The following is a 21,619-nucleotide window of genomic DNA, read 5'->3' as shown; positions in this document are numbered from 1 at the left end:
TTAAAATGCAAAAACAAGGTATTATTGTTAAATTAATTAGTGAATTTTGTTATGTAAAGGTTAAAAATGATAGTGTAATTTATGAGTGTAAATTCAAGGGGATTTTTCGCCACCAAAAGTTAGTCCCAATTGTTGGTGATAAGGTTAAAATTGAAGTCCAACCAAATCAAAAGGGGATTATTATTGAAATTATTTCTCGTAAAAATGAATTATATCGGCCAAAAATTGCCAATATTGACCAGGTAATTATTATTTGTGCAATTAAAGAACCTGATTTTAATTCTTATTTATTAGATAAATATTTAGCCTTAATTGAATATAAGGATTTAACTCCAATTATTATTTTTACAAAAAAAGATTTGGTGTCACCAGCTGATCCCATTTATGAATCTTATCTGAATTGGTATGCCAAATTAGGTTATCAAACTTGTTTTATTAGTAATAAAGTTCTTGACCCAGCCTCATGAACTAATTTTGAAAAGTTACTTATCAATAAAATTTCTGTTTTTACTGGTCAAACCGGAAGTGGTAAATCGTCAACATTAAATAGTTTATTTAATGAGGATGTAATAAAGACCCAATCAATTTCGAAAGCCTTGGGTCGAGGTAAACACACCACTACCAAAACTGAATTATACGAAGTGTTAGGTGGAATGATTGCTGATAGTTCGGGATTTTCTTCTTTTGATATTAAAGGTTTTACCAAAAAAGATTTATCAATTTCATATCAAAACTTTGCTAAGTATAGTAGTGAATGTAAATTTCGAGGTTGTTTACATGACCAAGAACCTGGTTGTAAAATTAAAGAATTAGTTAAAAGCCACCACATTCCAAAGTTTTTTTACCAAGATTATTTAAAAATTTTAGGGGAATTAGAAAGAGGTTAAAATAATGCCAAAAGAATATATTATTGCACCAAGTGTTTTGAGTGCTAATTATCTAGATTTAAAAAGTGATTTAACAGCGATTGCCACTGCTGGGGGAAAATGAATCCATTTTGATGTAATGGATGGTGATTTTGTGCCCAATTTAACATTTGGTCCCAAAATCTTAAGTGATATTACTAGTTACAGTGATTTATTTATTGATTGTCATTTAATGGTTAAAATTAAAAATTCATCTGTTGAAGAATATTTATTGCCATTCATAAAAGCAAAAGCTAATTCCATAACATTACATTATGAAGCATTAACTTCTGACCAATTAACCAAATTTTTAAGTTTAAAAAATAAATATCCAATTAAATTGGGATTAGCAATTAAACCAGCTACTCCCACCTCTGAAATTTTAAAATATTTACCTGCTCTTGATGTTGTCTTGGTAATGACTGTTGAACCAGGATTTGGTGGTCAATCATTTATGGCGGATAGTGCTTATAAAATTAAAGAATTGCGAGATTATCTTGACGTTCACCACTTACCAACTTTAATTGAAGTTGACGGAGGAATAAATGAGCAAACCGCAAAAATTTGTAAAGATTATGGGGTTGATGTGCTGGTAGCGGGTAGTTATTTATTTGGTCATTCTGATCTACAAGAAAGATTAAAAGGACTTCTAAAATAATGAACGACCAGCAAGTTAAAGTTCTAATTATTTGTTCGCAAACTAATCTTGATTTAACCCAATATGCTGATTATTATCATATTGGGGTTGAACGGGGTTGTTTGGCTCTCTTAAATCATAACTTAACAATTGATTTAGCCTGTGGAGATTTTGATTCATTATCCCCTGCAGAATATCAAACAGTTATAAAAAATACTAATAAATTAGTAAAAGTTTCAGCTATTAAGAATGAAATTGATGCTGAATTAGCAATTAGTGAGGCGTTAGCTTTACATCCAACTGAAATTATCTTAATTACCCAGGGGCCCCGGGTTGATATGCAATTAGCATCGTTTGGTTTTATTGTTCAATATAATGTTAAATGGTTAAATGATGATAATTATTGTTATCTATTAAAACCTCATCAAGTAAATGTGGTTACACCCCTACCGGGGTATCGCTACTTATCTCTAATTAGTTTAACTCCCGCGAAAGTAAACATTACCAAAATGAAATATAATGTCCAAGACTTTGAACTAACAACCTTATCCGCAAATGTGATTAGTAATGAATTTATTTATGACCAACCAGGTGAAATTGAGGTGTTATCAGGAACAGTAATTGTTATTTATACTAAATAATAGAAGAGTAAAAAGGTTATTTATTATCTTAATAAATAACCTTTTTTGTTAACAAATTAAATTTTTAATGGTACCCATGATCGGGGTCGAACCGATACGAATTTCTTCGGTAGATTTTGAGTCTACTGCGTCTGCCAATTCCGCCACATGGGCAAGTTACCATAGTTATTTTACCTTATTTTTAAGATAAAAAAAAATAATTAACACAAAAAAACTCTTAATTTAATTAAGAGAATTATAATTATTGTGAAATTTGCCCTTTACGTTTTAATGTTTTTAAAGTTCTTGCTGAGACACGTAATGTTTTTAATTCTCCATAAACAACAATTCTTACTTTTTGTAAGTTTACATTTCATTTACGACGAGAAGCATTCATTGCGTGTGATCTTTTATTCCCTGATAATGATCTTGTTCCTGAGATATCACATTTTCTTGACATTTTATCACCTCTTCATACTATAAAATAATAAACAAAAATGAAAATAAAAGCAAGTATATTTTAGGAACTTTTAAGTGATTTAGCTGGTTTCGCCTCATTTCTTTTGTTAAATTTAAATAATAAATTTACTTTTAAATTCCGGATTAATCTCGGGGAGTTTTTCACAAACAAAATAATCAATGTTTTTTGCATGATAAAAATCAAAAAAACCAATCGAATTAAATTTACTACTATCGGAAATAATATAAGAGATACTAGCCATATCTAATACTTTTGTTTCTAAACTAGCTTCGGTTTCGTTATTATTATATAATTTTCCCTCCATATCAACATTTGTTACCGAAATAAAAGCTTTATAAAAAGTTTCAATTTCTAAAGCTTTTTCAGTAAAAGTACCAATAAAAGCATCTGATCGTTTACGCAAACGACCACCTAATAAAACGGCATCGGCGATTTGCTTATTTTTAAGAGCTTCTTCGTAAACAAATTTAGAATTAGTAATAATTTTAACATATTTAGTAATTTGGCGGATAAACTCTTCACAAGTGGTCCCCGCGCCGACAAAAATAACATCTTTATCATTAATTAATTGTTGGGCAGTTTTAGCAATTATTTTCTTTGCTTCATAATTAATATTTAATTTTTCCAAGCGGGAAGTATCTTCAACGTTAATTTGATTGTTTCATTTCACAACTCCATATGATAACGTAATATAATTCTTAGCTGCCAATTCTTGTAAATCTCGTCGCAATAAAACATATTTAATATGGTAAGGTTTTACAAATTCCATAATTTCATTCATATTAAACATCTCTTTTGTTTGTAAAAAATTTAATAATAATTTTTGACGCTCGACTTTAAACATTGTAATTCCTTTTTTTCTTCTAATGTCATTATATAATATATCAAATTAAGATTGATTGCTAATCTTGATATTTTATAAATTATTAATAGGTAATATTATTCATAATTTATTACCTTATAATTTTAATATAAATTATTATAAATTATAAAAAAATATACAAAAATATATATTTTGATATATAATATTTATTACTTATAAGGAGAAAATATTATGTTAGATTTTACAAGGGATGAAATTGATAATTTAAAAGCAGAATTTACTATTAATAAAATTGTTCAACAACCCAAAATGTGACGAGAAGTTTTAAAGTTATACCATGGTTTAGCTGCCCAAATTAAAACTTTTCGTGCACAATTGCAAAATAAAACATATAAGTAGTATATTTTAGTGGGGGTTGGAACAAGTGAATTTGTTGGGAATGTTTTATTTGAATATTTAAAAACGCAGGGTCTTGATGCAGTTAGCATTTCAACCACCGATATTGTTTCCAACCCGGGGTTATATTTTCAAAAAGACCAACCAACAGTATTAATTTCATTTGTGCGATCTGGAAATTCACCAGAATCCCAAGCAATCGTTAAATATGCTAAACAATTAATTAATGATTTAGTTTAAATTATTATTATATGTAACAAAGAAGGCCAATTGGCAGTTAAAAATCATGATGATCACAAAGCTTTGGTGCTATTATTGCCCGATGCGACAAATGATAAAACATTTGCGATGACTTCCAGCTTCACTTCGATGTTATTATATTGTTTAGTAGCATTAACTAGTGAGGATAATAGCGACCAACTTGAGCAAGAAATTAATAACATCATTAATATTGTGGATAATATTATTAATAATGATTATTAAACAATTAAAAAAATTGCTCATGAAGAACACCACCGAATTATCTTTTTAGGGTCAAATATTTTAAAAGGATATGCCCAAGAAGCCCATTTAAAAGTATTGGAGTTATCAACCGAGGAAGTAACAAACAACCTTTTTTAATTCAAGTCTTGGTTTTCGCCATGGCCCTAAATCAGCGGTTAATAACAAGAGTTTAATTGTTTTTTTCTAAGTCAAACTGCTTATACTCGCCAATATGATTTAGATTTATTAAAAGAGATTGCTCATGACCAGGTTGCCAAAACAATTGTGGTGATTGATCATTTAAATGATAAGAATGCTGCTGAATATTGTCATTATTAGTTAACAAATGATAGTACATTAGAAACTAATTATATTGTTGCCGGGTTAAGCTATATTGTGCGTGTTCAAATTTACGCTGTTTATAAGGCAATTTGGTTAAACAAAACCCCTGATGATCCGTGTGTCCAACTGGTGAGGTTAGCCGGGTTGTTAAAAGGAGTTACCATCTATCCATATCAAAATAAATAACAGAGAAAAGATCTTTTCTCTGTTATTTATTGTTATTATTATCTTTCTTGTGGTTCCAATTACCAAATGAAGGCCCATTATTACCGGGAATTAATTCCGATAATATTGCCAATATTATTAATTTAGGTAATGGAAATTATATTGTGTTTGGTGATATTAATGCTTATGGTGCTGGAATTGAAACATCTGGAATTTTCCAATAAGGATTCTTTCCGGTATTCTTCGGAGGAATTTCTGCCACTGGGTTAGAAATGATTATGACTGCACATAAATCACGTCGCCATGAAGTTGCTACCTTTATTGGGTGGGGAAGTTGCCCTTGTTTCGTTCTTAACTTGAATTGATGAACCACTAGTGTTTATTTGGATCTTTTTATCATCATCATTATTAGTAATTCATGCAGTTTTAACAGCTATTTTTGCCCCGCGGTGGTCGTTGGAATGGGAATTCGGTTAGGATTTGGTTTTAGTGCCGGGTTAATTAATTACTTAATTTCGGTTCCAAAATCATGAATTATGTCGCTGCAACATGATAATGTGGGATCACGGATTGTGGCCAACCCCGTTATGAGTCTTTCCAATTTCAATGGTAATGGGAGTTATTTATTATTTTATTTGGTATTGATTAATTAAAAAAAATGAATATTCCTACTCCTATTAGGGATTTGAATGACAAAACAACCGGTCAACGAACAGGAACTAGTGGTGATGACATGAATGTTAGCCAGGCAACGATGATCCAAGCTGAAAACCAAGTTGATTTACAAATAATTGCTCAAACCCAAGCCCAAGCTGGAGTTAAATTAAAAGGAAAAGCTAAACAAACTGAACTGGCGAATAAATATCAACAAATGGCGCAAACAATTGTTGATATTGTTGGTAAAGATAATTTTAAAATTATTGAGAACTGTGCGACAAGATTGCGGTTAATTGTAAAGGATAATAAAACTAATATTGATGATGCAAAATTAAAAGCGGCTGGAATTTTTGGAATTATTCGGATTGGTAATGAAGGATTACAACTAGTTATTGGAACTAATGTGGAACATGTTGCTAATCGGGTTCGTGATTTAGTCGGACCATTATAGAATAAAATTTAGAGAAGAACGAGACAATGATTCAGAACCTATTATTATTTAGTGAAACTAATTTAACAAACCAAGTTTTAGAATATTCTTATATTGTTTTTGGCGTTTTTGGCGCTATGTTAATGCTCTTTGTGGGGTTACATATTTGGTGAAATTGTAAACAAAAGAAAAAATTAGAATACGTTGGTCATGAATCAATTTTTTGCTTTCTAAAAATAAATGTTTTTGCGATTTTTGCAACAATTTGAGCACGTGGTCTTTTTAGTGCCATTATTGCTTTAATTAAAATGCATTAATAGGAAGGAAGATTCATAATGAAACGACTTTTAGCTTTATTTAGTGCGTTAACTTTAACAGCAACCACAACTAGTAGTATTATTGCTTGTAATGAAAAAAGTAGTGGCGTTGATTTATCATCGTACACCCAAGTAATGTTTGAACAAAAAATTAATTCGCAACAACACCCAACCGATAAGTTTACTGTAGTTTCATTTAATAATTTAGTGCATTTTTTATGAAATGTGATTTCTAATAATAAATTAAATAAAAAAATTCGCGATGAAAAATGAGTGGAAACTTTATTTTATAGTAGTAATAAAGGAACTACGGATTATGAAAACTTACTTGATATCCCAACTATTTTAAAAAATATTGATAACGGAACAAGTTTTTATACAAAATTATGTGTCAATAGTGATAAAGCCCATTTATTATCCGATTTAGTAACGGGGGAAACACCTTTTTTACAAAGTACACCAAGTGTCAAAGCAATTGACTTAAGCTAACACCACAATTTCTTTAAGTGATACTTTACTATATGGGCAAGTTTATGATGACAGTAAAATTGCTAGTTTGGTTACAAGTGTCCAACAGCAATTAGTTCTCATGATTAATGCATTAGGCCAAGCCTATCCACCAGAATTTACTATTAAATTGTATTGTGATCAAGATTGTCACCAAGAATTAACCGCGTAAGATTTAACTCTCGTGGCGAAAAAACTAGGTAATAATACAACCGTGTATGTTAGTGCTAATTATACCGGAACAAACCAAAAATATTTAAAAACATTAACTCGGTAATTTTGAACTTAAATTAAAAACAGTTGCACCAACTGTTAACTAATTTAAAAATAATTAAAAAATCTTTTGTGCTAATTAACTTATTAAACTTTCAATTAATTACTTCCAATTTTTAAAACCATTAATAAACTAAACTTAATTATAGAAGACTATATTTTATAGTCTTTTATTTTTGTGATATACTTTTACTAGTACCAAATAATGTACTATGAAAATACATTTTAAAAAAGTTAAGATTTTAATATAAAACTAATGAATTATTTGATAAAATAGTAGCAAGATTTTTGGGCATATGTATAGCGGCCCTTGTCGAAACATATTAATTTAGATATTGCTTTAATATTTTTTCGCGATATAATTAATAATGTTGATTAATTTTGTAGGTGATTTAGTTATGGGAAAAGTTAGTATTGAACAAATTGCAGATATTGCTTACGCATCAGTTATTACAGTACCAGGAGTCGCTGGTTTTGCAAAAATTGGTGATTTTAGTAGTGAAAAAGAAAATGTCACAATATTAACAAAAAATTACTCAGAGTCAATCACGTTGAAACAATATGGTAAAGATTATGTTATTAAAATTTACTTAATTTTATTAGAAGAAGTTAATATTCGTGATGTTAGTCAAGAAGTTCAAATTCGCATTAAGTATGAATTAGAAAAATTGGATATTTTTCCGGGTAACTTTACTGTCAATGTCAATGTGTTAGATTTATTAATCTAAAAATGTATTAAATCAAAAGAGATATTTAAAAAATTAGATTGCAAATTATTATACTTAAGATAAGCGGTTATAAATAAGCTTGTAAGGTGATGAAAAAAATGGAATTTAACGCAAACTCTTTTAAAGAGGCATTAATTAGTGGATATAATAATTTATATAATTTTTATCCTGAAATTGATAAATTAAACGTGTTTCCAGTCCCTGATGGGGATACCGGAACCAACATGAATCTAACAATGACCAATGCGGTCAAAGAAATTAATGAAGTTGATTCAACTTCAATTAGTAAAATTGCCGATGTTTTTGCTAGAGGATTAATTATGGGGGCTCGTGGGAATTCCGGAGTTATTCTTTCGCAAATTTTTAGAGGATTTGCTAATGGTTTAAAAGGGGTTACTTTATTGACATCAGATGCTATTAAAGCCGCAATGATGCAAGCTAAAGAAGTTGCTTATAAGGCAGTGATGAAGCCGGTGGAAGGAACAATTTTAACCGTTATTCGTGAAACTGCTGAAAATATTAATTCGGTATCAGGTGATATGAATGTTCCCAATATTTTTGGTAAAATTGTTGAATTTTCAACAGCTTCGTTAAATAATACCCCAGAATTATTGCCAGTTTTAAAAGAAGTTGGGGTTGTTGATTCAGGGGGCTTTGGTTTGGTAAAAATCTTTGAAGGAATGACCGAATATTTTTCAACGGGAAAAGTAGTTCCCCAGTTGAAAAAGAAGCATGATAATTCAGAAAACAATATTATTATGGATAATTTAGAAGAAAAATTTGGTTATTGTACCGAAACTATTGTAATGTTAAATGATAGTTATATAAATAAAATTGATGTTACCAAAATCCGCCAAACATTAGCTGAACAAGGTGGAAAATCAATTGTGGCAGTGGTTGATCAAGAAATTTTAAAAACCCATGTCCATACTTTAATGCCTGGAACTGTTATTACTTTCCTTCAACAATTTGGGGAATTTCGTAATATTAAAGTTGATAACATGACTTTACAAGCTAAAAAACATGTCAAAACAATTAAAGTTGAACGTAAATTGAAAAATAAAGAGGCAATTATTGTGGTTTCTCCAGCGAATGGAATTTCTAAATTTTTTAAAACCGAATTAAATGTCCAAGCGGTTGTTTATGGGGGACAGTCAATGAATCCGTCAACAGATGATTATTTAAAAGCAATTGAAGATGTGGACGCTGTTGATGTCTTTATTTTACCAAACAATAGTAATGCTATTTTAGCGGGTCAACAAGCAGCTAAAATAGAAAAAAAATCAAATGTTTATGTAGTTCCGACAACTTCGGTTCAAGAGGGAATGGTTGCTGCGTTATCATTTGAACATGGTGAACATGCCAAAAAGAACTTTTCAACTTTAAAAAATGCCATTAAAAATGTTACTAGTTTATCAATTTCCCGATCAGCAAAAAATACTTCAATTGATGGGGTTAAAATTAATAAAAATGATTATATGGGAATTGTTAATAAAAAAATTATGTTTTCGAAACCAAACATCAGTGAAGTTATTAAAAACTTGTTTGATAAAACAATTACCAAATCAACAGAAATTGTAACAATTTTTATTGGTGAAAATGCCGAAGCCAAAGATATTAATATGATTAAAAAATACTTAGATGAAAACTTTGATGTTGAATATGAAATTGTAAATGGTGAACAACAGTTATACCCATATTTAATTGCTGTTGAATAGTTTTGCAGAGAGGGATTTTAAATAATTTAATAATAAATTATTTAAAATCCTTATTTTTTCTTCATAATTTCTTGAAAACATTTAATAATATGATAATATAAAAAAGGTTTAAATAATACACGGCACTATAGCCAAGTTGGCCAAGGCATGGGACTGCAACTCCCCCACCGTCGGTTCGAGTCCGACTAGTGCCTCCATTTTAACCACAAAATTACAAGAAAATATTGTTAATAATAAAATATTATTATATAATAAATATGTTTGACATGCGCCCATAGATCAATTGGATAGATCGTTTGACTACGGATCAAAAGGTTGTGGGTTCGAATCCTACTGGGCGTGCCATTTTTTTAAATTAAATAACTTAATTATCGGAAAGTAGCTTAGCTTGGTAGAGCACTCGGTTTGGGACCGAGGGGTCGCAGGTTCGAATCCTGTCTTTCCGACCATTTATTGTTAAAATTGGGCTCGTAGCTCAGCTGGGAGAGCACCTGCCTTGCACGCAGGGGGTCGACGGTTCGATCCCGTTCGGGTCCACCAAAAATAAATAACATAACAACAAATCCATGTGGCGGGATAGCTCAGCTGGTTAGAGCGCTCGGCTCATACCCGGGAGGTCAAGAGTTCAAGTCTCTTTCCCGCTACCATGGACCCTTAGCTCAGTTGGTTAGAGCATCCGGCTCATAACCGGATGGTCACTGGTTCAAGCCCAGTAGGGTCCACCATCTGTTTATTAAAAAAATATGTGGAGAATTACCCAAGTCTGGTTGAAGGGAGCGGTCTTGAAAACCGCCAGGTGGTGAAAGCCACGCGGGGGTTCGAATCCCTCATTCTCCGCCATTTTAAAAATTACCTGAAATTAGCTTCCAAATTATGATAGTATTATTCTTGGAGAATTTATCGCGGGGTGGAGCAGTCTGGTAGCTCGTCGGGCTCATAACCCGAAGGTCGTAGGTTCAAATCCTGCCCCCGCAACCAAATGGTCTTGTAGTGAAGTGGTTATCATGCCTCTCTGTCACAGAGGAGATCGCGGGTTCGAGTCCCGTCAAGACCGCCATTTTAATGGTTCGGTAGCTCAGTTGGTAGAGCATTTGACTGAAGATCAAAGTGTCGGCGGTTCAATTCCGTCCCGAACCACCATTAACAAATTCAATCTTATCTTAATATTGCTAGGGAAAATACTAAGAGAAGGTTGAATTTTTATTAACACTTTTTTTGTTTAAAAATCACAAGATAATTTTGATAAAACCCCCAGTTTATTTGTTATTGTTTAGGTGGTATAAAATAACTAAATGAATTAGAAAAAAACGCTATTTTGACTGTATATAACACCAGCAATATTGATTAGTATTGGTGGTGTTTTATATTTATTAAGGTTTTATACTATTTAAAACGAAAACATAAAAGGAAAATTAACAACTATGCCAATTGGCCCAAAAGAATTGCAAGCACCATATATAGATTTTAAATATGGTTTTACTTTAAGTTGAGCTTTAAATTTTGACTTAAAAAATCTACAATATTACAAATTCCATCCTGAAATCATCCCTTTTTTTGAAGACCGATTTAATATAATAGAAAATAAAATCAATACATATTTATCTAATTGCTTTTAATTTTTCATAGAAGTAAATAATACCCCCTGACCTAAATGACAATCAGTTAGAAAATCCATTTCCAACATTAAAAGAAGGAGTTATTAATAATATAAAGCAAAAAATTGCTGATAAAGCGCGTAATGAGACGGTATTAGTAGAACAAAACTATGTTGAAAATCAACTATTTTGTTTAATAGATCAATCTATTAGTCAAATTAAAAAACAAATCCGAGAAATAAAAAAAATGATAACTGTGAGAATCAAAGAGATAGAAGCTATTAAAATGTCAAAAGCTATGCTTAAAGCAGAACTAAATAAAATTTATTCAGAATATTATGTTGATTTTAATTTAGAAGAATTTGCAGAAGTCATCAAAAATTTTTTAACGACTAAACAACAAGAGTATGAAGGTCAAACTCGTGTTGACAGTATTGCAGAAATTTTACAAAAAGTAGCAGCTCGCAATTCGTTAAATTTTAAATATACATCAGTAAAACAATATGAAATAATGAAAAAATTAATTGAAGATTTAAGACAAAAATAAATAGATCAAGTCCATGAGGAAATTAAAAAAATGGAAGAGAAATTAGCAAATTCAATTATAGCTAACAAGATAGATTCATGTACTGAAAAATTAACTTATGAAGCTATTCGCAAAAGAGAAAAATATCAAAATGAAATTGATGGGATAAAAGTAAAATTAGTAAATGATATTAGTTGTTTTTATGAGGATGTTCAAAGTAAATTAAAACAATTTAGAAAGAAAAAAACATGTTATTTTTTTCTGTTGAAAACTTTTTTAGTCATTGTTATGAAAATAAAATTTTCTTAAATTTATATAATGATACTTCTAATTCAATAATCGTAAAACACAGGGAAAGATCTTCAAATAATGGAAAGAAAAAACAGGAAATTTTAAAATGAATAAAAGGAATTTTCAATAATTCATCATCATCTTCAAATTAATAAATAAAAAATAGTAAGTTAAATTACTATTTTTTCATTATATAATTATTATAAGGTGACCATATGTTTACAAGATTTACAAAAGATTTATTATTTTATTATAAACGAGAAGAATGAAAATATATTTTAAATGAAGATAATTTAAAATATAAACCAAAGTTCTTAATTTATCGCTATGAAAAATTAATGGGGAAAAATAATTTTATTAATTTTAAATATTGAATTTTTAAACGCTGAATTTTAAAAAATTTTACTTATACCCAGGATTTTATCCATAAATTTTATAAATATGTTAAGAAATTAGATCTTGAATTAAATAGTAAAGAACAAGAGTTTATTTATAATGTTGAAGAAGTTAATTTTACGTTATGACGACCTTTAAAAATCTTACCAATTTATTTTAATTTAGAACCAAAAGAAAAATGTCATTTTAAAAACAATGATGTTAATTTACATAAACTAGATAAAGACAATAAAATTAGTTTTGTTTGTAAAGGTGTTTTGCTAATTACTAATAAACGGGTAATTTTAGATGGAATTATTGATAATCAAGAAACACCAAAAACTTTTTCTTTTCTTTTAGAAGACATTAAAAAAGTTGAATATGTTGAAGTGGGTATTAAAATTACTGTTAAAAGCACGGATTATTTAATTCGTGAACAAAATAATATGGTAATTTTAGCCTTATTATACCGTGCATTGGGAAAGAAAAAAGTAGTGTTTGATATTTATAAACTTCCAGGAAATATTAGTTTTTTTAATTTTAAATAAACTAAGAAGATTGAAAATTTTGTTTTATTACTGTAAGAAAAGTTTTATAATTATTAAGTTAAGATATGTGGGAGGATGAATATGAAGCTAATTGTTGTAGAAAATAAAAATGAAATTGGAAAAGTAGTCGGAAAAATGTTTGTGAATGCAGTTCAAGCAAATCCCAAGATTGTTTTAGGGTTTGCCACTGGTAGTTCCCCAGAAACAACTTATCAATACTTAATTGATGATTATCAACGAAATAACACCGATTGAAGTAATGTTGTTTCTTTTAACTTAGATGAATATATTGGTTTAGAACCAACCCATCCCCAAAGTTACCATTATTTTATGAATGATAAATTATTTAATCATATTAATATTAAAAAGGAAAACACCCATGTTCCCCAAGGAACTGGTGATTATGTTGTTTTTGTAAAACAATATGATGAAATGATTAAAAAAGCTGGAGGAATTGATATTCAACTATTAGGAGTTGGAACTAATGGGCATGTTGGATTTAATGAACCACCAGCAGATTTTAATTCGCTAACCGGGGTTGTTGATTTAGTTGAATCAACAATTAAAGCAAATGCTCGCTTTTTTGACTCAATTGACCAGGTGCCAAAACAGGCAGTTTCAATGGGAATTAAATCAATTCTGAATGCAAAAAAAATTATTTTAATTGCGGATGGTCACGCTAAAACCCAAGCAATCAAACAATTAATTGAAGGTGAAATTTCAAACGAATGGCCATGTACAAGTTTACAAATGCACAATGATGTCACTGTTGTTGTTGATAAAGAAGCTGCAGCCGAGCTTTTACGAACAAGTGGAATTACTCTTAATGAAAATAAATAAAAAAATATCAACAACTAATGTTGATATTGTTTTTTTGTTGAAATTATACCAAACGGTTGTATCATTCAACAATTAACGCATCATTAATATTAGCATTTAATTCTTCACGCTCAGGGAAACGAACATAAGTTCCAGAAAATTTTACTTTATCAAATTTAACAAATTCTAAAGTATTAATTTGCGCTTGTAAACTTTCTAAAATCTTTGGATTTTTTTGCATTGATTCTTTTAAGCTAATTACATCTCCCGGTTTACAAATATATGATGGAATGTCAACTTTTTTACCATTCACTAAAATATGCGCGTGGTTTACTAATTGACGGGCCCCATTTCTAGTTTGTGCTAAGCCCATACGGAAAACTAAGTTATCTAGTCGTGATTCTAACATAATTAAGAAGTTAGTTCCCGTAATCCCTTTCATTTTTTTCGCTTTTGTATAAGTATTACGGAATTGACGTTCAGTTAAACCATACATATATCTAATTTTTTGTTTTTCTTGTAATTGCACTCCGTAGTTAGATAATTTTGTTCGGCGTTGACCATGCTGACCAGGAGCATATGCTCTTTTTTTCCCTTTTGAAAACTCTTTATTGTTTTCTAGAATACTAAATCCATATCGACGTGATTTTTTAAACTTGCTACCAGTGTAACGTGACATTAAAAAACCTCCTATATATCAAAGTTTGACATACAAAAAAATCATTAATAAACTCTATTTAAGATAGTATATATAAACTTCGCCTTAACAGCTAAGGTTACTTTATTATATTAATAAAATAATTACGTTCACTAATATAGACTATTGATTAAACATGTTTATTTGCTGTTTCTAAATGTTGTCTAAAATATTGTATAATATTCTTAACCTTTATTCAAGAATTTAATCTTTTTTATGTATTATTTTTTTTGAATGCTATAATTCAAGTGTAAAGTTATTTTTAAGGGAGCGAAACGGATGGTTAGTTTATCATTAATTCAAAGAATTATTCATAACTCAGTAGAATTAACATTTTTTATTATTTTTATTTTATGTTTTTTAATTTTTTGCTATTTTTTAGGGGTGTGAATTAGCAAACAACGCTTTAAAAAAATTGAAATTAAAATTTTAACTAAGTTTGATGTTCTAAAACGGTTACCCTTAAAACATAAGATTTTTCGTGTCTCAGAAATTGCCCAGCATAGTAATAAATTTGCGAAAGACTTAGTAGTGTGACGAACAAAGTATGAAATAATTTATGAAAAAAAATTAATTAGTTGTTTTGAAGTTTTTAGAAAGTTATATGCCCTTAAAAATCGTAAACAATTATCATCCGCGAAAATGAAACCTTTATATAATAAACTAGTAATATTAGAACAAGAGGCTCGGAAATTATTAGATGAAATTAATGAACAGTTACAAATTGAACTTTTACAACGTGATTATATTCTTTCCCATAAGGTAATGTTTAATGCTTTAATTGCTGAAGTTGAAAAATTAAAAATGAATGTTGCGTTAGATGAGAAAAAAATTAATGACTTTGAAAAATCAATTGAGTTAATGTTTGATGAATTTGAAGAATATTTAACCAGTGGGGACTTTGAAAAAACAAATCAAATATTAAGTAACATTACAACTTCGTTGACTATTTTTGTTGAAATTTTAGATAATATTCCCCAAATTATTACCTTACTAACTAAGGTGGTACCGAACCGTTTATCAGTACTAAAAGATAAGTATTTATTCTTTAACAAGGATGAAAATAATCGGGATTTATTAAAATTTACTTTTGATGAATTAGCAGAGAAAGTTGATAATGACAAATCGCTAGTTTTTCGGTATATTGATAATTTACAATACAAAAAAGCTACCAAGAAAACAATTGAAATTATTAATATGATTAGTGAATTTCATACAACAATTAAGGAACAGAAAAAGATTATTTCTTGTTTTAAAAAATATTATAAAATTGTGATGGATTATATTAATAAAATTGAACGAAGTTTTACCATTATTTCTAAGCAGATTGAAGCGTTACGCTCTTCGTCGGTTTTAACCGAGCAAGAAGAAAGTATTCATCGTGATGCAATGGGGAAAGTTAAGCAATTATCCCATGATACTAATAAATTATTATTAGAAATTAATAAGAATAGTCGGGACTATGTTTTTTTCAATAAAGAATTAATCAGGTTATTAGAGAATGCCGTTGAAACCCAAAATGCCTTAGAAGAAGTTGTTAAAATTATTGAAAAAAGAAATTTTGTCGAAACCGAAATCCGCCGAACAATCCATTTGTTAGAAGTTGTTTTGTTGCAAGCGGAAGTTCGCTTAAACCAGTTACAATATAAAAATTTACTAAATAAATACCAGAAAATTATTAGTGAATACCGTGCTAGTTTGGAACGGATTAAAAAAATCCCGTTTGATATTAACAAAGAATTTGAAGTGAAAGATGTTAGTATTAAATTAAATAAATTAAGAAAAGATGTTTTAAAATTATTTGAAAAAATTAAAAATGATATTTTATTAGATCTCTTAGCACAAGAGGCCCTTGTTTATTCACAGAAACTGATTTTAACAAACCAGAGTGCCGAAGAACAAATTAAAAATGCCCAGTTAGAATATAAAAACCATGATTATGAATCAACTTTATACTTAACAATTAAATTATTATTTGATGTTAAAAATAACAAAAAAAATAAATAGGGGGAAACAACAACCATATGAATTTTGATGTCATATTAATCCGTTATGGAGAATTAACAACTAAGGGGAAAAACCGCATCGATTTTACTACTTTATTAGTAAATAATGTAAAGAAAAAACTACACCAATTTAAAGAAGACTTTTTAATTAAAAAAGAATTTGACCGTTTATTTATTGAACTATTAAATCCTAGTTCTAGTAGTACTATTGTTGCTATTTTACAAAAAATTTTTGGTTTTTCTTCAATGTCATTAGCCAAAAAAGTAAGTCGCCAACCAATTGACATGGCTGAACAAGCAATTGCTTTTATTAATTACTACCAGCCACAAACATTTAAATTAGAAATTCGTCGCAATGATAAAACTTACCAAGCAACTTCAACCGAATTAAAACAAATGTTAGCGCCAATTATTTTGAAAAATACGGAAGTTAAAGTGGATATTCACCATCCTGAAATGCAAATTGATATTGAAGTTCGTAAATATTTTAGCTATGTCTTTATTAACCAAATGACAGCACTTGGGGGTTTACCAGTTGGGATTTCTGGGAAAGGTTTAGTAATGCTCTCGGGAGGAATTGACTCGCCCGTAGCGGCCTTTTTAACAATGAAACGGGGAATGAGTGTTGAATATTTACACTTTGCGACCCCACCTCATACTTCCAAAGAAGCCCTCGCAAAAGTAAAAACACTTGTTCAAAAATTAACACCCTATGCTAATAATCAAACTCAACGCTTACATGTTGTTAATTTTTCAATGTTACAGCATGAGTTAATGCATATCCCTGAACCTAGTTACCGCATTACGATTATGCGCCGAATGTTTTACCGAATTGCTAATATTTTAGCGCGCCAATACCATTGCCAAGCAATTATTACTGGCGAATCATTAGGACAAGTTGCTTCGCAAACAATTGAAAGTATTAATACAATCAATGATGTTTCCAGTTTATCTGTTTTACGACCAGTAATTTGTTTTGATAAAAATGAAATTATTAAAATTGCCAAAGACATTGATACTTACGAAACTTCAATTTTACCTTTTGAAGATTGTTGTAGTTTGTTTGTGCCGAAAAACCCCATTATTAAACCAAAATTAGCAGTCGCCGAAGAGCAAGAAAAAGATTTAATGTGAGAAGACATTCTTAATGTTATAATAGAGAAAAGTATTGTTACATACACAATTGGTAGTTATGGTGAAAATTATGAAAAAAGTTAAATTTCCAAAAAAAGAACAAAAAAATAAGGAGCGTACGGCTAATTTAAAATTATTAGCCCGTAATAAAACTAAAATTCCCGAAGAAACTAAAACTAATTTATTAGAAGAAACAATGATGATTGATGAAGAATTTTCAATTATTAAAGACTTAAAAGATGAAGATATTAAGGTAGTTGATATGGGGAAAACAAATTTTTATGATGATAATGTCATTGATCTTGAAGAGGAGTTATTAAAATCAGTTAATACGAAAAAGAAACCCCAAATTTTTAAATATTTAATGTTTGCAATTTTAGCAATTTTAGTTGTGATTATGATTATTATTATTGTAATTAAATTGTAGAAAGGAAAATCATGATGGCCAAAATGCATTTAAATGTTCGGACAAATTATAGTTTATTATCATCACTAATTGGAATTGATAATTATCTGGCCTATGGACAGACAAATGGTTTACCAGCTTTAGCAATCTGTGATAATAACATGTATGGTGTCTATGAATTTCATGAAAAATGTTGTTCCCATAACATTACGCCCATTATTGGTTTAAACTTTTATACTTATTTTAATAATCAAAAATATAATTTAAACCTCTTTGCGATTAACCAAGCGGGTTATTTTAACCTTGTTAAAATTTCATCCTGAATTATGACCAATAATGAAAAAGATAATGTTATTGATTTTTCAACCTTGTTACCATTTATTAATGATCATTTAAAAATTATTATTAATTTTGAAGAAGTTAATTATGATGTTGTTTTTTACCAAAAACTATTAACAATGCTTAATAATCCTGATAATTTATATTTAGGTCTTAATAATAATAATTTAATGTTATTATCTTTTTTTAAAGAATTAGTTACGAATGATAAAATTATTTGAAATAACAAAGTTCTTTATTTTGACAACACAGATTTTAATGCTTATAAAATTATTAATGCAATTAAAAAACAAATTTTGTTTAAAGAAAGCATGGTCAAAGATACCTTTGCTTTTGATAATTATAGTTCGGAGTATGAACAATATTTAGATAATATTAGTGCTTTTATTAGTAATATTCAAGGTTATGATTTAAAACATCAAAATATTCATGATAATTTATTAAAGTATCCAACGCCTGAGAATGTTGCTAGTCGTGATTTCTTACGGGGAGTTTGTAAAAAGGGAATGAAATATAAATTAGGGAGCCACGTTGAAAATAAATATTTAGTCCGTTTAAAATATGAATTAGACATTATTGACCAAATGGATTTTAATGATTATTTTTTAATTGTGTGGGACTATGTTAATTTTGCAAAAAAAAATAATATTTATGTTGGTCCCGGTCGGGGAAGTGCTGCTGGGAGTTTAGTTAGCTATTTATTAGATATTACAACAATTGACCCAGTGCAAGAAAATTTAATTTTTGAACGTTTTTTAAACCCGGAACGCCAAGGAATGCCCGATATTGATATTGACTTTCAAGATGATAAGCGCGAAGCAGTGGTGGAGTATTTATTTGAAAAATATGGTCAGCAACATATTGCCCATATTGTCACCTTCCAAACAAGTGGGATGAAAATGGCCTTACGTGATGTGTGTCGGGTGTTTGGGATCTCTTTAGAAGAAGCAGATAAAATGAGTAAAGCCGTTCGCTTAGAAGATAATTATAACTTTACAAATGCTTTTACTAATAACAATGTTCTAGATTTTTATAGTAAAAAATATCCCCACATCTTTTTATATCTTCCCAAAATTGTGGGTTTACCTCGTCAAACCGGAACCCATGCCGCCGGAGTAGTGTTATCACAAAAACCGTTAGCAACTGTAGTGCCCATTCGGGAAGGTTATAATGGTATTTATCAAACCCAATATTCAATGAATTATTTAGAAGAATTAGGGTTATTAAAAATGGATTTATTAGGTTTGCGAAATTTAACTATTTTGCATAATGTTATTAATAATATTTATCAAGAAATAAAAGTAAAGATTAACTTGCAGAAAATCCCACTGAATGATGCCAAAACTTTTAAATTATTATCATCGGGTGACACCAAGGGAATTTTTCAGTTAGAATCACCCGGAATGACCAAGGTCTTAATTGAAATGCAACCAGATAAGTTAGAAGATATTGTGGCAACCTCATCGTTATATCGCCCCGGACCCCAAGACAATATTCCCTTGTATATTCAACGCAAAAATCACCATGTAAAATTTTCTTACCTTGATGATCGGTTAAAAGATATCTTGGCTCCGACCTATGGGATTATTGTTTACCAAGAACAAGTAATGTTAATTGCCCAAAAAGTTGCCAATTTTTCACTAGCTAAAGCGGATATTTTACGCCGTGCCATGGGGAAAAAAGAATCAAGTTATATGAATGAGTTAAAAACCGAGTTTCTTAATAATGCGGTGAAAAACCATTATACTCCCGAAATTGCCAATGATATTTGAAATTTAATTTATAAATTTGCTGCTTATGGTTTTAACCGTAGTCACGCAGTTGCTTATTCTCTCTTGGGCTATCAAATGGCTTATTTAAAAGCCAATTATCCATCTCAATTTTTAGCAAGTTTATTAACAAATGTAATTGGAGATGAAAATAAAACAGCGGATTATATCCAATTAGCAAGAAAAAATAATTTAGGAATTTTACCACCCTCAATTATTTTACCCCTAAGTACGTATGTAACCAGAGATGATAAAATTTGTTTACCATTATTAGTAATTAAACAAATTGGTTATGCATTTTATAATAAAATTGCCCAAGAATACCACGAACGCGGGGAGTTTCAAGATTTATATGATATTTTTATTCGGTTATATAAAAAAGGGTTAAATAAAAAAACCTATGAAGCATTATGTTACACCGGGGCGTTAGATTATCTTAATTTTAATCGTACAACGTTATTTAATAATTATAATTTACTGGCCAATTATGTCGAAGTTATTAAAGTTTCGGAAAATAATGAGCAGTTAATAATTAATCCTCATCTTGCTGAAAAACCAGAAGTTGTTATTTTTGAAGATGATGTTATTAATAATATTAAAAAAGAATATGAGTTTTTAGGATTTTACTTATCCAATCACCCACTAAAATATATTCGAACTTTAGGAGATTATGAACAAAAAACGACTTTAATTAGTGATTTAAAATTGTCTCAAGGTACAACCAATATTTTAGTAATTATTAAGCGGGTAAAAGAAATTTTTGATAAGAATAATAAAAAAATGGCCTTTGTTGATTGTTATGATGAAAGTGGGGCAATTAGTATTACTGTTTTTGCCAATAAATATCAACAATATGCTGTTTTACTTAAACCTAACAATGTAATTTTGTTAAATATTAAGTTAGGTAGTTACCAAGATAAAATTAACGGAATTATGAACCGGATTAAATTAATTACCACGGAGAATAAATAGATGTTTTTAGAAGTTATTGCAACTAGTGTTGAAGATGTTAAAGTTATTAATCAAGCACAAAATGTGAGTCGGATTGAACTATGTGTCGAATTAGAGCATGGGGGCTATACTCCCGATTATGATGTTATTAAAGAAAGTTGTGTGATAAGTACAATTCCAATTCGGGTAATTACACGCCACCAGGATGCTGATTTTTACTACCATCCTGAAGAATTTGAACAAATTAAAAAAGATATTGAATATATTAAAACAACAAAAGCTGATGGAATTGTAGTGGGAATTATCACTCCGAATAAAGAAGTTGACATTCCGCATATGCAAGAATTAGTGGTGCTAGCAAAACCATTGAAAGTAACTTTTCACCGTGCTTTTGACGAAATTATTAATAAGCAAAAAGCAATCCACGAATTACACCAGTTAAACATTAGTACTGTTTTAACCCAGGGAGGCGTTACGAAGATTATGGATAACCTAGCAATTTTTGATCAACTCCGACACCACGGGGTTGAAATTCAAGGGGGAAGTGGTGTTAATTTGGACAATTATCAAATTATTAGTAAACACTGTGACGCCATTCATATTGGAAGTGCTGCTCGTATTGATCATTCCTGAGCAAAAAAAATTGATTTAAATAAGTTACTACAAATTAAGTAGAACTTA

At 29.5% G+C, this 21,619-nt stretch carries 27 protein-coding genes and 11 tRNA genes; 34 read left to right on the top strand and 4 right to left on the bottom strand.

Annotation, left to right across the window (positions count from 1 at the left end):
* Window positions 1–5 precede the first annotated feature (5 nt).
* From rsgA to P344_RS04575, 3 genes are read left to right on the top strand one after another with little or no spacing between them, the layout of a single operon-like run.
* Entirely contained in the window at window positions 6–887 is an 882-nt protein-coding gene (gene rsgA, locus P344_RS04585; RefSeq protein ID WP_025317701.1) for a ribosome small subunit-dependent GTPase A, read from the top strand.
* A 4-nt stretch (window positions 888–891) separates the two neighbouring features.
* Window positions 892–1,563, top strand: a complete 672-nt coding sequence (gene rpe / locus P344_RS04580) for a ribulose-phosphate 3-epimerase (RefSeq protein ID WP_025317700.1) — start codon at window positions 892–894, stop codon at window positions 1,561–1,563.
* Complete coding sequence (locus P344_RS04575; RefSeq protein WP_025317699.1) at window positions 1,563–2,183, top strand: thiamine diphosphokinase; 621 nt, start codon at window positions 1,563–1,565, stop codon at window positions 2,181–2,183. Before rpe ends, P344_RS04575 begins: the two co-directional genes overlap by 1 nt.
* 68 nt (window positions 2,184–2,251) lie before the next feature.
* On the opposite strand, the gene P344_RS04570 is transcribed toward P344_RS04575, so the two are convergent.
* The 3 genes from P344_RS04570 to P344_RS04560 all read right to left on the bottom strand — a co-directional run bounded on the left by P344_RS04570 (window position 2,252) and on the right by P344_RS04560 (window position 3,487).
* Window positions 2,252–2,336 (bottom strand) — tRNA-Leu (locus P344_RS04570).
* A gap of 88 nt (window positions 2,337–2,424) precedes the next feature.
* On the bottom strand, window positions 2,425–2,622 hold the full coding sequence (gene rpmB / locus P344_RS04565; RefSeq protein WP_025317698.1) for a 50S ribosomal protein L28: 198 nt from the start codon (window positions 2,620–2,622) through the stop codon (window positions 2,425–2,427).
* Between the two features lie 112 nt (window positions 2,623–2,734).
* On the bottom strand, window positions 2,735–3,487 hold the full coding sequence (locus P344_RS04560) for a DeoR/GlpR family DNA-binding transcription regulator (protein WP_025317697.1): 753 nt from the start codon (window positions 3,485–3,487) through the stop codon (window positions 2,735–2,737).
* Between the two features lie 210 nt (window positions 3,488–3,697).
* On the opposite strand from P344_RS04560, the gene P344_RS06825 reads away from it, so the two are divergent.
* The 26 genes from P344_RS06825 (at window position 3,698) to nagB (ending at window position 13,657) form a co-directional block, all read left to right on the top strand.
* The gene (locus tag P344_RS06825; protein WP_156028576.1) at window positions 3,698–3,865 is read left to right on the top strand and encodes a hypothetical protein; all 168 of its coding nucleotides are present in this window, start codon (window positions 3,698–3,700) and stop codon (window positions 3,863–3,865) included.
* Between the two features lie 9 nt (window positions 3,866–3,874).
* Window positions 3,875–4,102 carry a hypothetical protein gene (locus tag P344_RS06180; protein ID WP_025317696.1) on the top strand — a complete coding sequence of 76 codons (228 nt, stop codon included), beginning with the start codon at window positions 3,875–3,877 and terminating at the stop codon, window positions 4,100–4,102.
* A 30-nt stretch (window positions 4,103–4,132) separates the two neighbouring features.
* Entirely contained in the window at window positions 4,133–4,345 is a 213-nt protein-coding gene (locus P344_RS06175; RefSeq protein WP_025317695.1) for a hypothetical protein, read from the top strand.
* Between the two features lie 396 nt (window positions 4,346–4,741).
* On the top strand, window positions 4,742–4,873 hold the full coding sequence (locus tag P344_RS07960; protein ID WP_269078591.1) for a hypothetical protein: 132 nt from the start codon (window positions 4,742–4,744) through the stop codon (window positions 4,871–4,873).
* 29 nt (window positions 4,874–4,902) lie between these two features.
* Complete coding sequence (locus tag P344_RS07615; RefSeq protein WP_236681370.1) at window positions 4,903–5,076, top strand: hypothetical protein; 174 nt, start codon at window positions 4,903–4,905, stop codon at window positions 5,074–5,076.
* 54 nt (window positions 5,077–5,130) lie between these two features.
* Window positions 5,131–5,505: a hypothetical protein gene (locus P344_RS07610; protein WP_245565517.1), complete on the top strand. Its 375-nt coding sequence runs from the start codon at window positions 5,131–5,133 to the stop codon at window positions 5,503–5,505.
* A gap of 32 nt (window positions 5,506–5,537) precedes the next feature.
* Entirely contained in the window at window positions 5,538–5,960 is a 423-nt protein-coding gene (locus P344_RS07605; RefSeq protein ID WP_025317693.1) for a PTS sugar transporter subunit IIB, read from the top strand.
* Between the two features lie 26 nt (window positions 5,961–5,986).
* Window positions 5,987–6,256 carry a hypothetical protein gene (locus P344_RS04545; RefSeq protein WP_025317692.1) on the top strand — a complete coding sequence of 90 codons (270 nt, stop codon included), beginning with the start codon at window positions 5,987–5,989 and terminating at the stop codon, window positions 6,254–6,256.
* An 18-nt stretch (window positions 6,257–6,274) separates the two neighbouring features.
* Entirely contained in the window at window positions 6,275–6,745 is a 471-nt protein-coding gene (locus tag P344_RS04540) for a lipoprotein (RefSeq protein ID WP_025317691.1), read from the top strand.
* Between the two features lie 689 nt (window positions 6,746–7,434).
* Window positions 7,435–7,764: an Asp23/Gls24 family envelope stress response protein gene (locus tag P344_RS04535; RefSeq protein WP_025317690.1), complete on the top strand. Its 330-nt coding sequence runs from the start codon at window positions 7,435–7,437 to the stop codon at window positions 7,762–7,764.
* 98 nt (window positions 7,765–7,862) lie between these two features.
* Window positions 7,863–9,482 (top strand): DAK2 domain-containing protein, encoded by a 1,620-nt coding sequence (locus tag P344_RS04530; protein ID WP_038677621.1) that lies wholly within the window; start codon window positions 7,863–7,865, stop codon window positions 9,480–9,482.
* A 121-nt stretch (window positions 9,483–9,603) separates the two neighbouring features.
* Window positions 9,604–9,679 (top strand) — tRNA-Cys (locus P344_RS04525).
* A gap of 71 nt (window positions 9,680–9,750) precedes the next feature.
* Window positions 9,751–9,827, top strand: a tRNA-Arg gene (locus P344_RS04520).
* A gap of 27 nt (window positions 9,828–9,854) precedes the next feature.
* Window positions 9,855–9,931: transfer RNA gene (locus P344_RS04515), tRNA-Pro, on the top strand.
* A gap of 15 nt (window positions 9,932–9,946) precedes the next feature.
* Window positions 9,947–10,022 (top strand) — tRNA-Ala (locus P344_RS04510).
* Window positions 10,023–10,052: 30 nt separating this feature from the next.
* A tRNA-Met gene (locus tag P344_RS04505) sits at window positions 10,053–10,129 on the top strand.
* 1 nt (window position 10,130) lies between these two features.
* Window positions 10,131–10,207, top strand: a tRNA-Ile gene (locus tag P344_RS04500).
* Window positions 10,208–10,229: 22 nt separating this feature from the next.
* Window positions 10,230–10,322: transfer RNA gene (locus tag P344_RS04495), tRNA-Ser, on the top strand.
* Between the two features lie 61 nt (window positions 10,323–10,383).
* Window positions 10,384–10,460, top strand: a tRNA-Met gene (locus P344_RS04490).
* A gap of 3 nt (window positions 10,461–10,463) precedes the next feature.
* Window positions 10,464–10,539: transfer RNA gene (locus P344_RS04485), tRNA-Asp, on the top strand.
* Between the two features lie 7 nt (window positions 10,540–10,546).
* Window positions 10,547–10,622 (top strand) — tRNA-Phe (locus P344_RS04480).
* 281 nt (window positions 10,623–10,903) lie between these two features.
* Window positions 10,904–11,098 carry a hypothetical protein gene (locus tag P344_RS04475; RefSeq protein WP_025317688.1) on the top strand — a complete coding sequence of 65 codons (195 nt, stop codon included), beginning with the start codon at window positions 10,904–10,906 and terminating at the stop codon, window positions 11,096–11,098.
* 265 nt (window positions 11,099–11,363) lie between these two features.
* A complete protein-coding gene (locus P344_RS04470; protein ID WP_025317687.1) occupies window positions 11,364–11,624 on the top strand; it encodes a hypothetical protein in 261 nt (86 codons plus the stop codon).
* 30 nt (window positions 11,625–11,654) lie between these two features.
* Window positions 11,655–11,912 carry a hypothetical protein gene (locus tag P344_RS04465; RefSeq protein WP_025317686.1) on the top strand — a complete coding sequence of 86 codons (258 nt, stop codon included), beginning with the start codon at window positions 11,655–11,657 and terminating at the stop codon, window positions 11,910–11,912.
* Between the two features lie 197 nt (window positions 11,913–12,109).
* Complete coding sequence (locus P344_RS04460) at window positions 12,110–12,817, top strand: hypothetical protein (RefSeq protein WP_025317685.1); 708 nt, start codon at window positions 12,110–12,112, stop codon at window positions 12,815–12,817.
* Between the two features lie 81 nt (window positions 12,818–12,898).
* Window positions 12,899–13,657, top strand: coding sequence for a glucosamine-6-phosphate deaminase (gene nagB / locus P344_RS04455; protein ID WP_025317684.1), 759 nt, complete (start codon window positions 12,899–12,901; stop codon window positions 13,655–13,657).
* A gap of 43 nt (window positions 13,658–13,700) precedes the next feature.
* Here the strand turns inward: nagB and rpsD are convergent, their stop codons facing one another.
* Window positions 13,701–14,315, bottom strand: a complete 615-nt coding sequence (rpsD, locus tag P344_RS04450) for a 30S ribosomal protein S4 (protein WP_025317683.1) — start codon at window positions 14,313–14,315, stop codon at window positions 13,701–13,703.
* A gap of 297 nt (window positions 14,316–14,612) precedes the next feature.
* Here rpsD and P344_RS04445 point away from each other — a divergent pair, with 297 nt between their 5' ends.
* The 5 genes from P344_RS04445 to P344_RS04425 are packed head-to-tail and all read left to right on the top strand — an operon-like array spanning window position 14,613 to window position 21,613.
* A complete protein-coding gene (locus P344_RS04445) occupies window positions 14,613–16,340 on the top strand; it encodes a septation ring formation regulator EzrA (RefSeq protein WP_025317682.1) in 1,728 nt (575 codons plus the stop codon).
* Between the two features lie 17 nt (window positions 16,341–16,357).
* Window positions 16,358–17,557: a tRNA uracil 4-sulfurtransferase ThiI gene (thiI, locus tag P344_RS04440; protein WP_025317681.1), complete on the top strand. Its 1,200-nt coding sequence runs from the start codon at window positions 16,358–16,360 to the stop codon at window positions 17,555–17,557.
* Entirely contained in the window at window positions 17,544–17,900 is a 357-nt protein-coding gene (locus P344_RS04435) for a hypothetical protein (protein ID WP_025317680.1), read from the top strand. Before thiI ends, P344_RS04435 begins: the two co-directional genes overlap by 14 nt.
* Window positions 17,901–17,911: 11 nt before the next feature.
* Complete coding sequence (locus tag P344_RS04430) at window positions 17,912–20,959, top strand: DNA polymerase III subunit alpha (protein WP_025317679.1); 3,048 nt, start codon at window positions 17,912–17,914, stop codon at window positions 20,957–20,959.
* The gene (locus tag P344_RS04425) at window positions 20,960–21,613 is read left to right on the top strand and encodes a copper homeostasis protein CutC (RefSeq protein WP_025317678.1); all 654 of its coding nucleotides are present in this window, start codon (window positions 20,960–20,962) and stop codon (window positions 21,611–21,613) included.
* Window positions 21,614–21,619 lie beyond the last annotated feature (6 nt).

It is taken from the genome of Spiroplasma mirum ATCC 29335 (genome assembly GCF_000565195.1).
In the GTDB taxonomy this organism is placed as follows: domain Bacteria; phylum Bacillota_I; class Bacilli_A; order Mycoplasmatales; family Mycoplasmataceae; genus Spiroplasma; species Spiroplasma mirum.
This window is presented reverse-complemented; position numbering and strand designations above follow the sequence as displayed.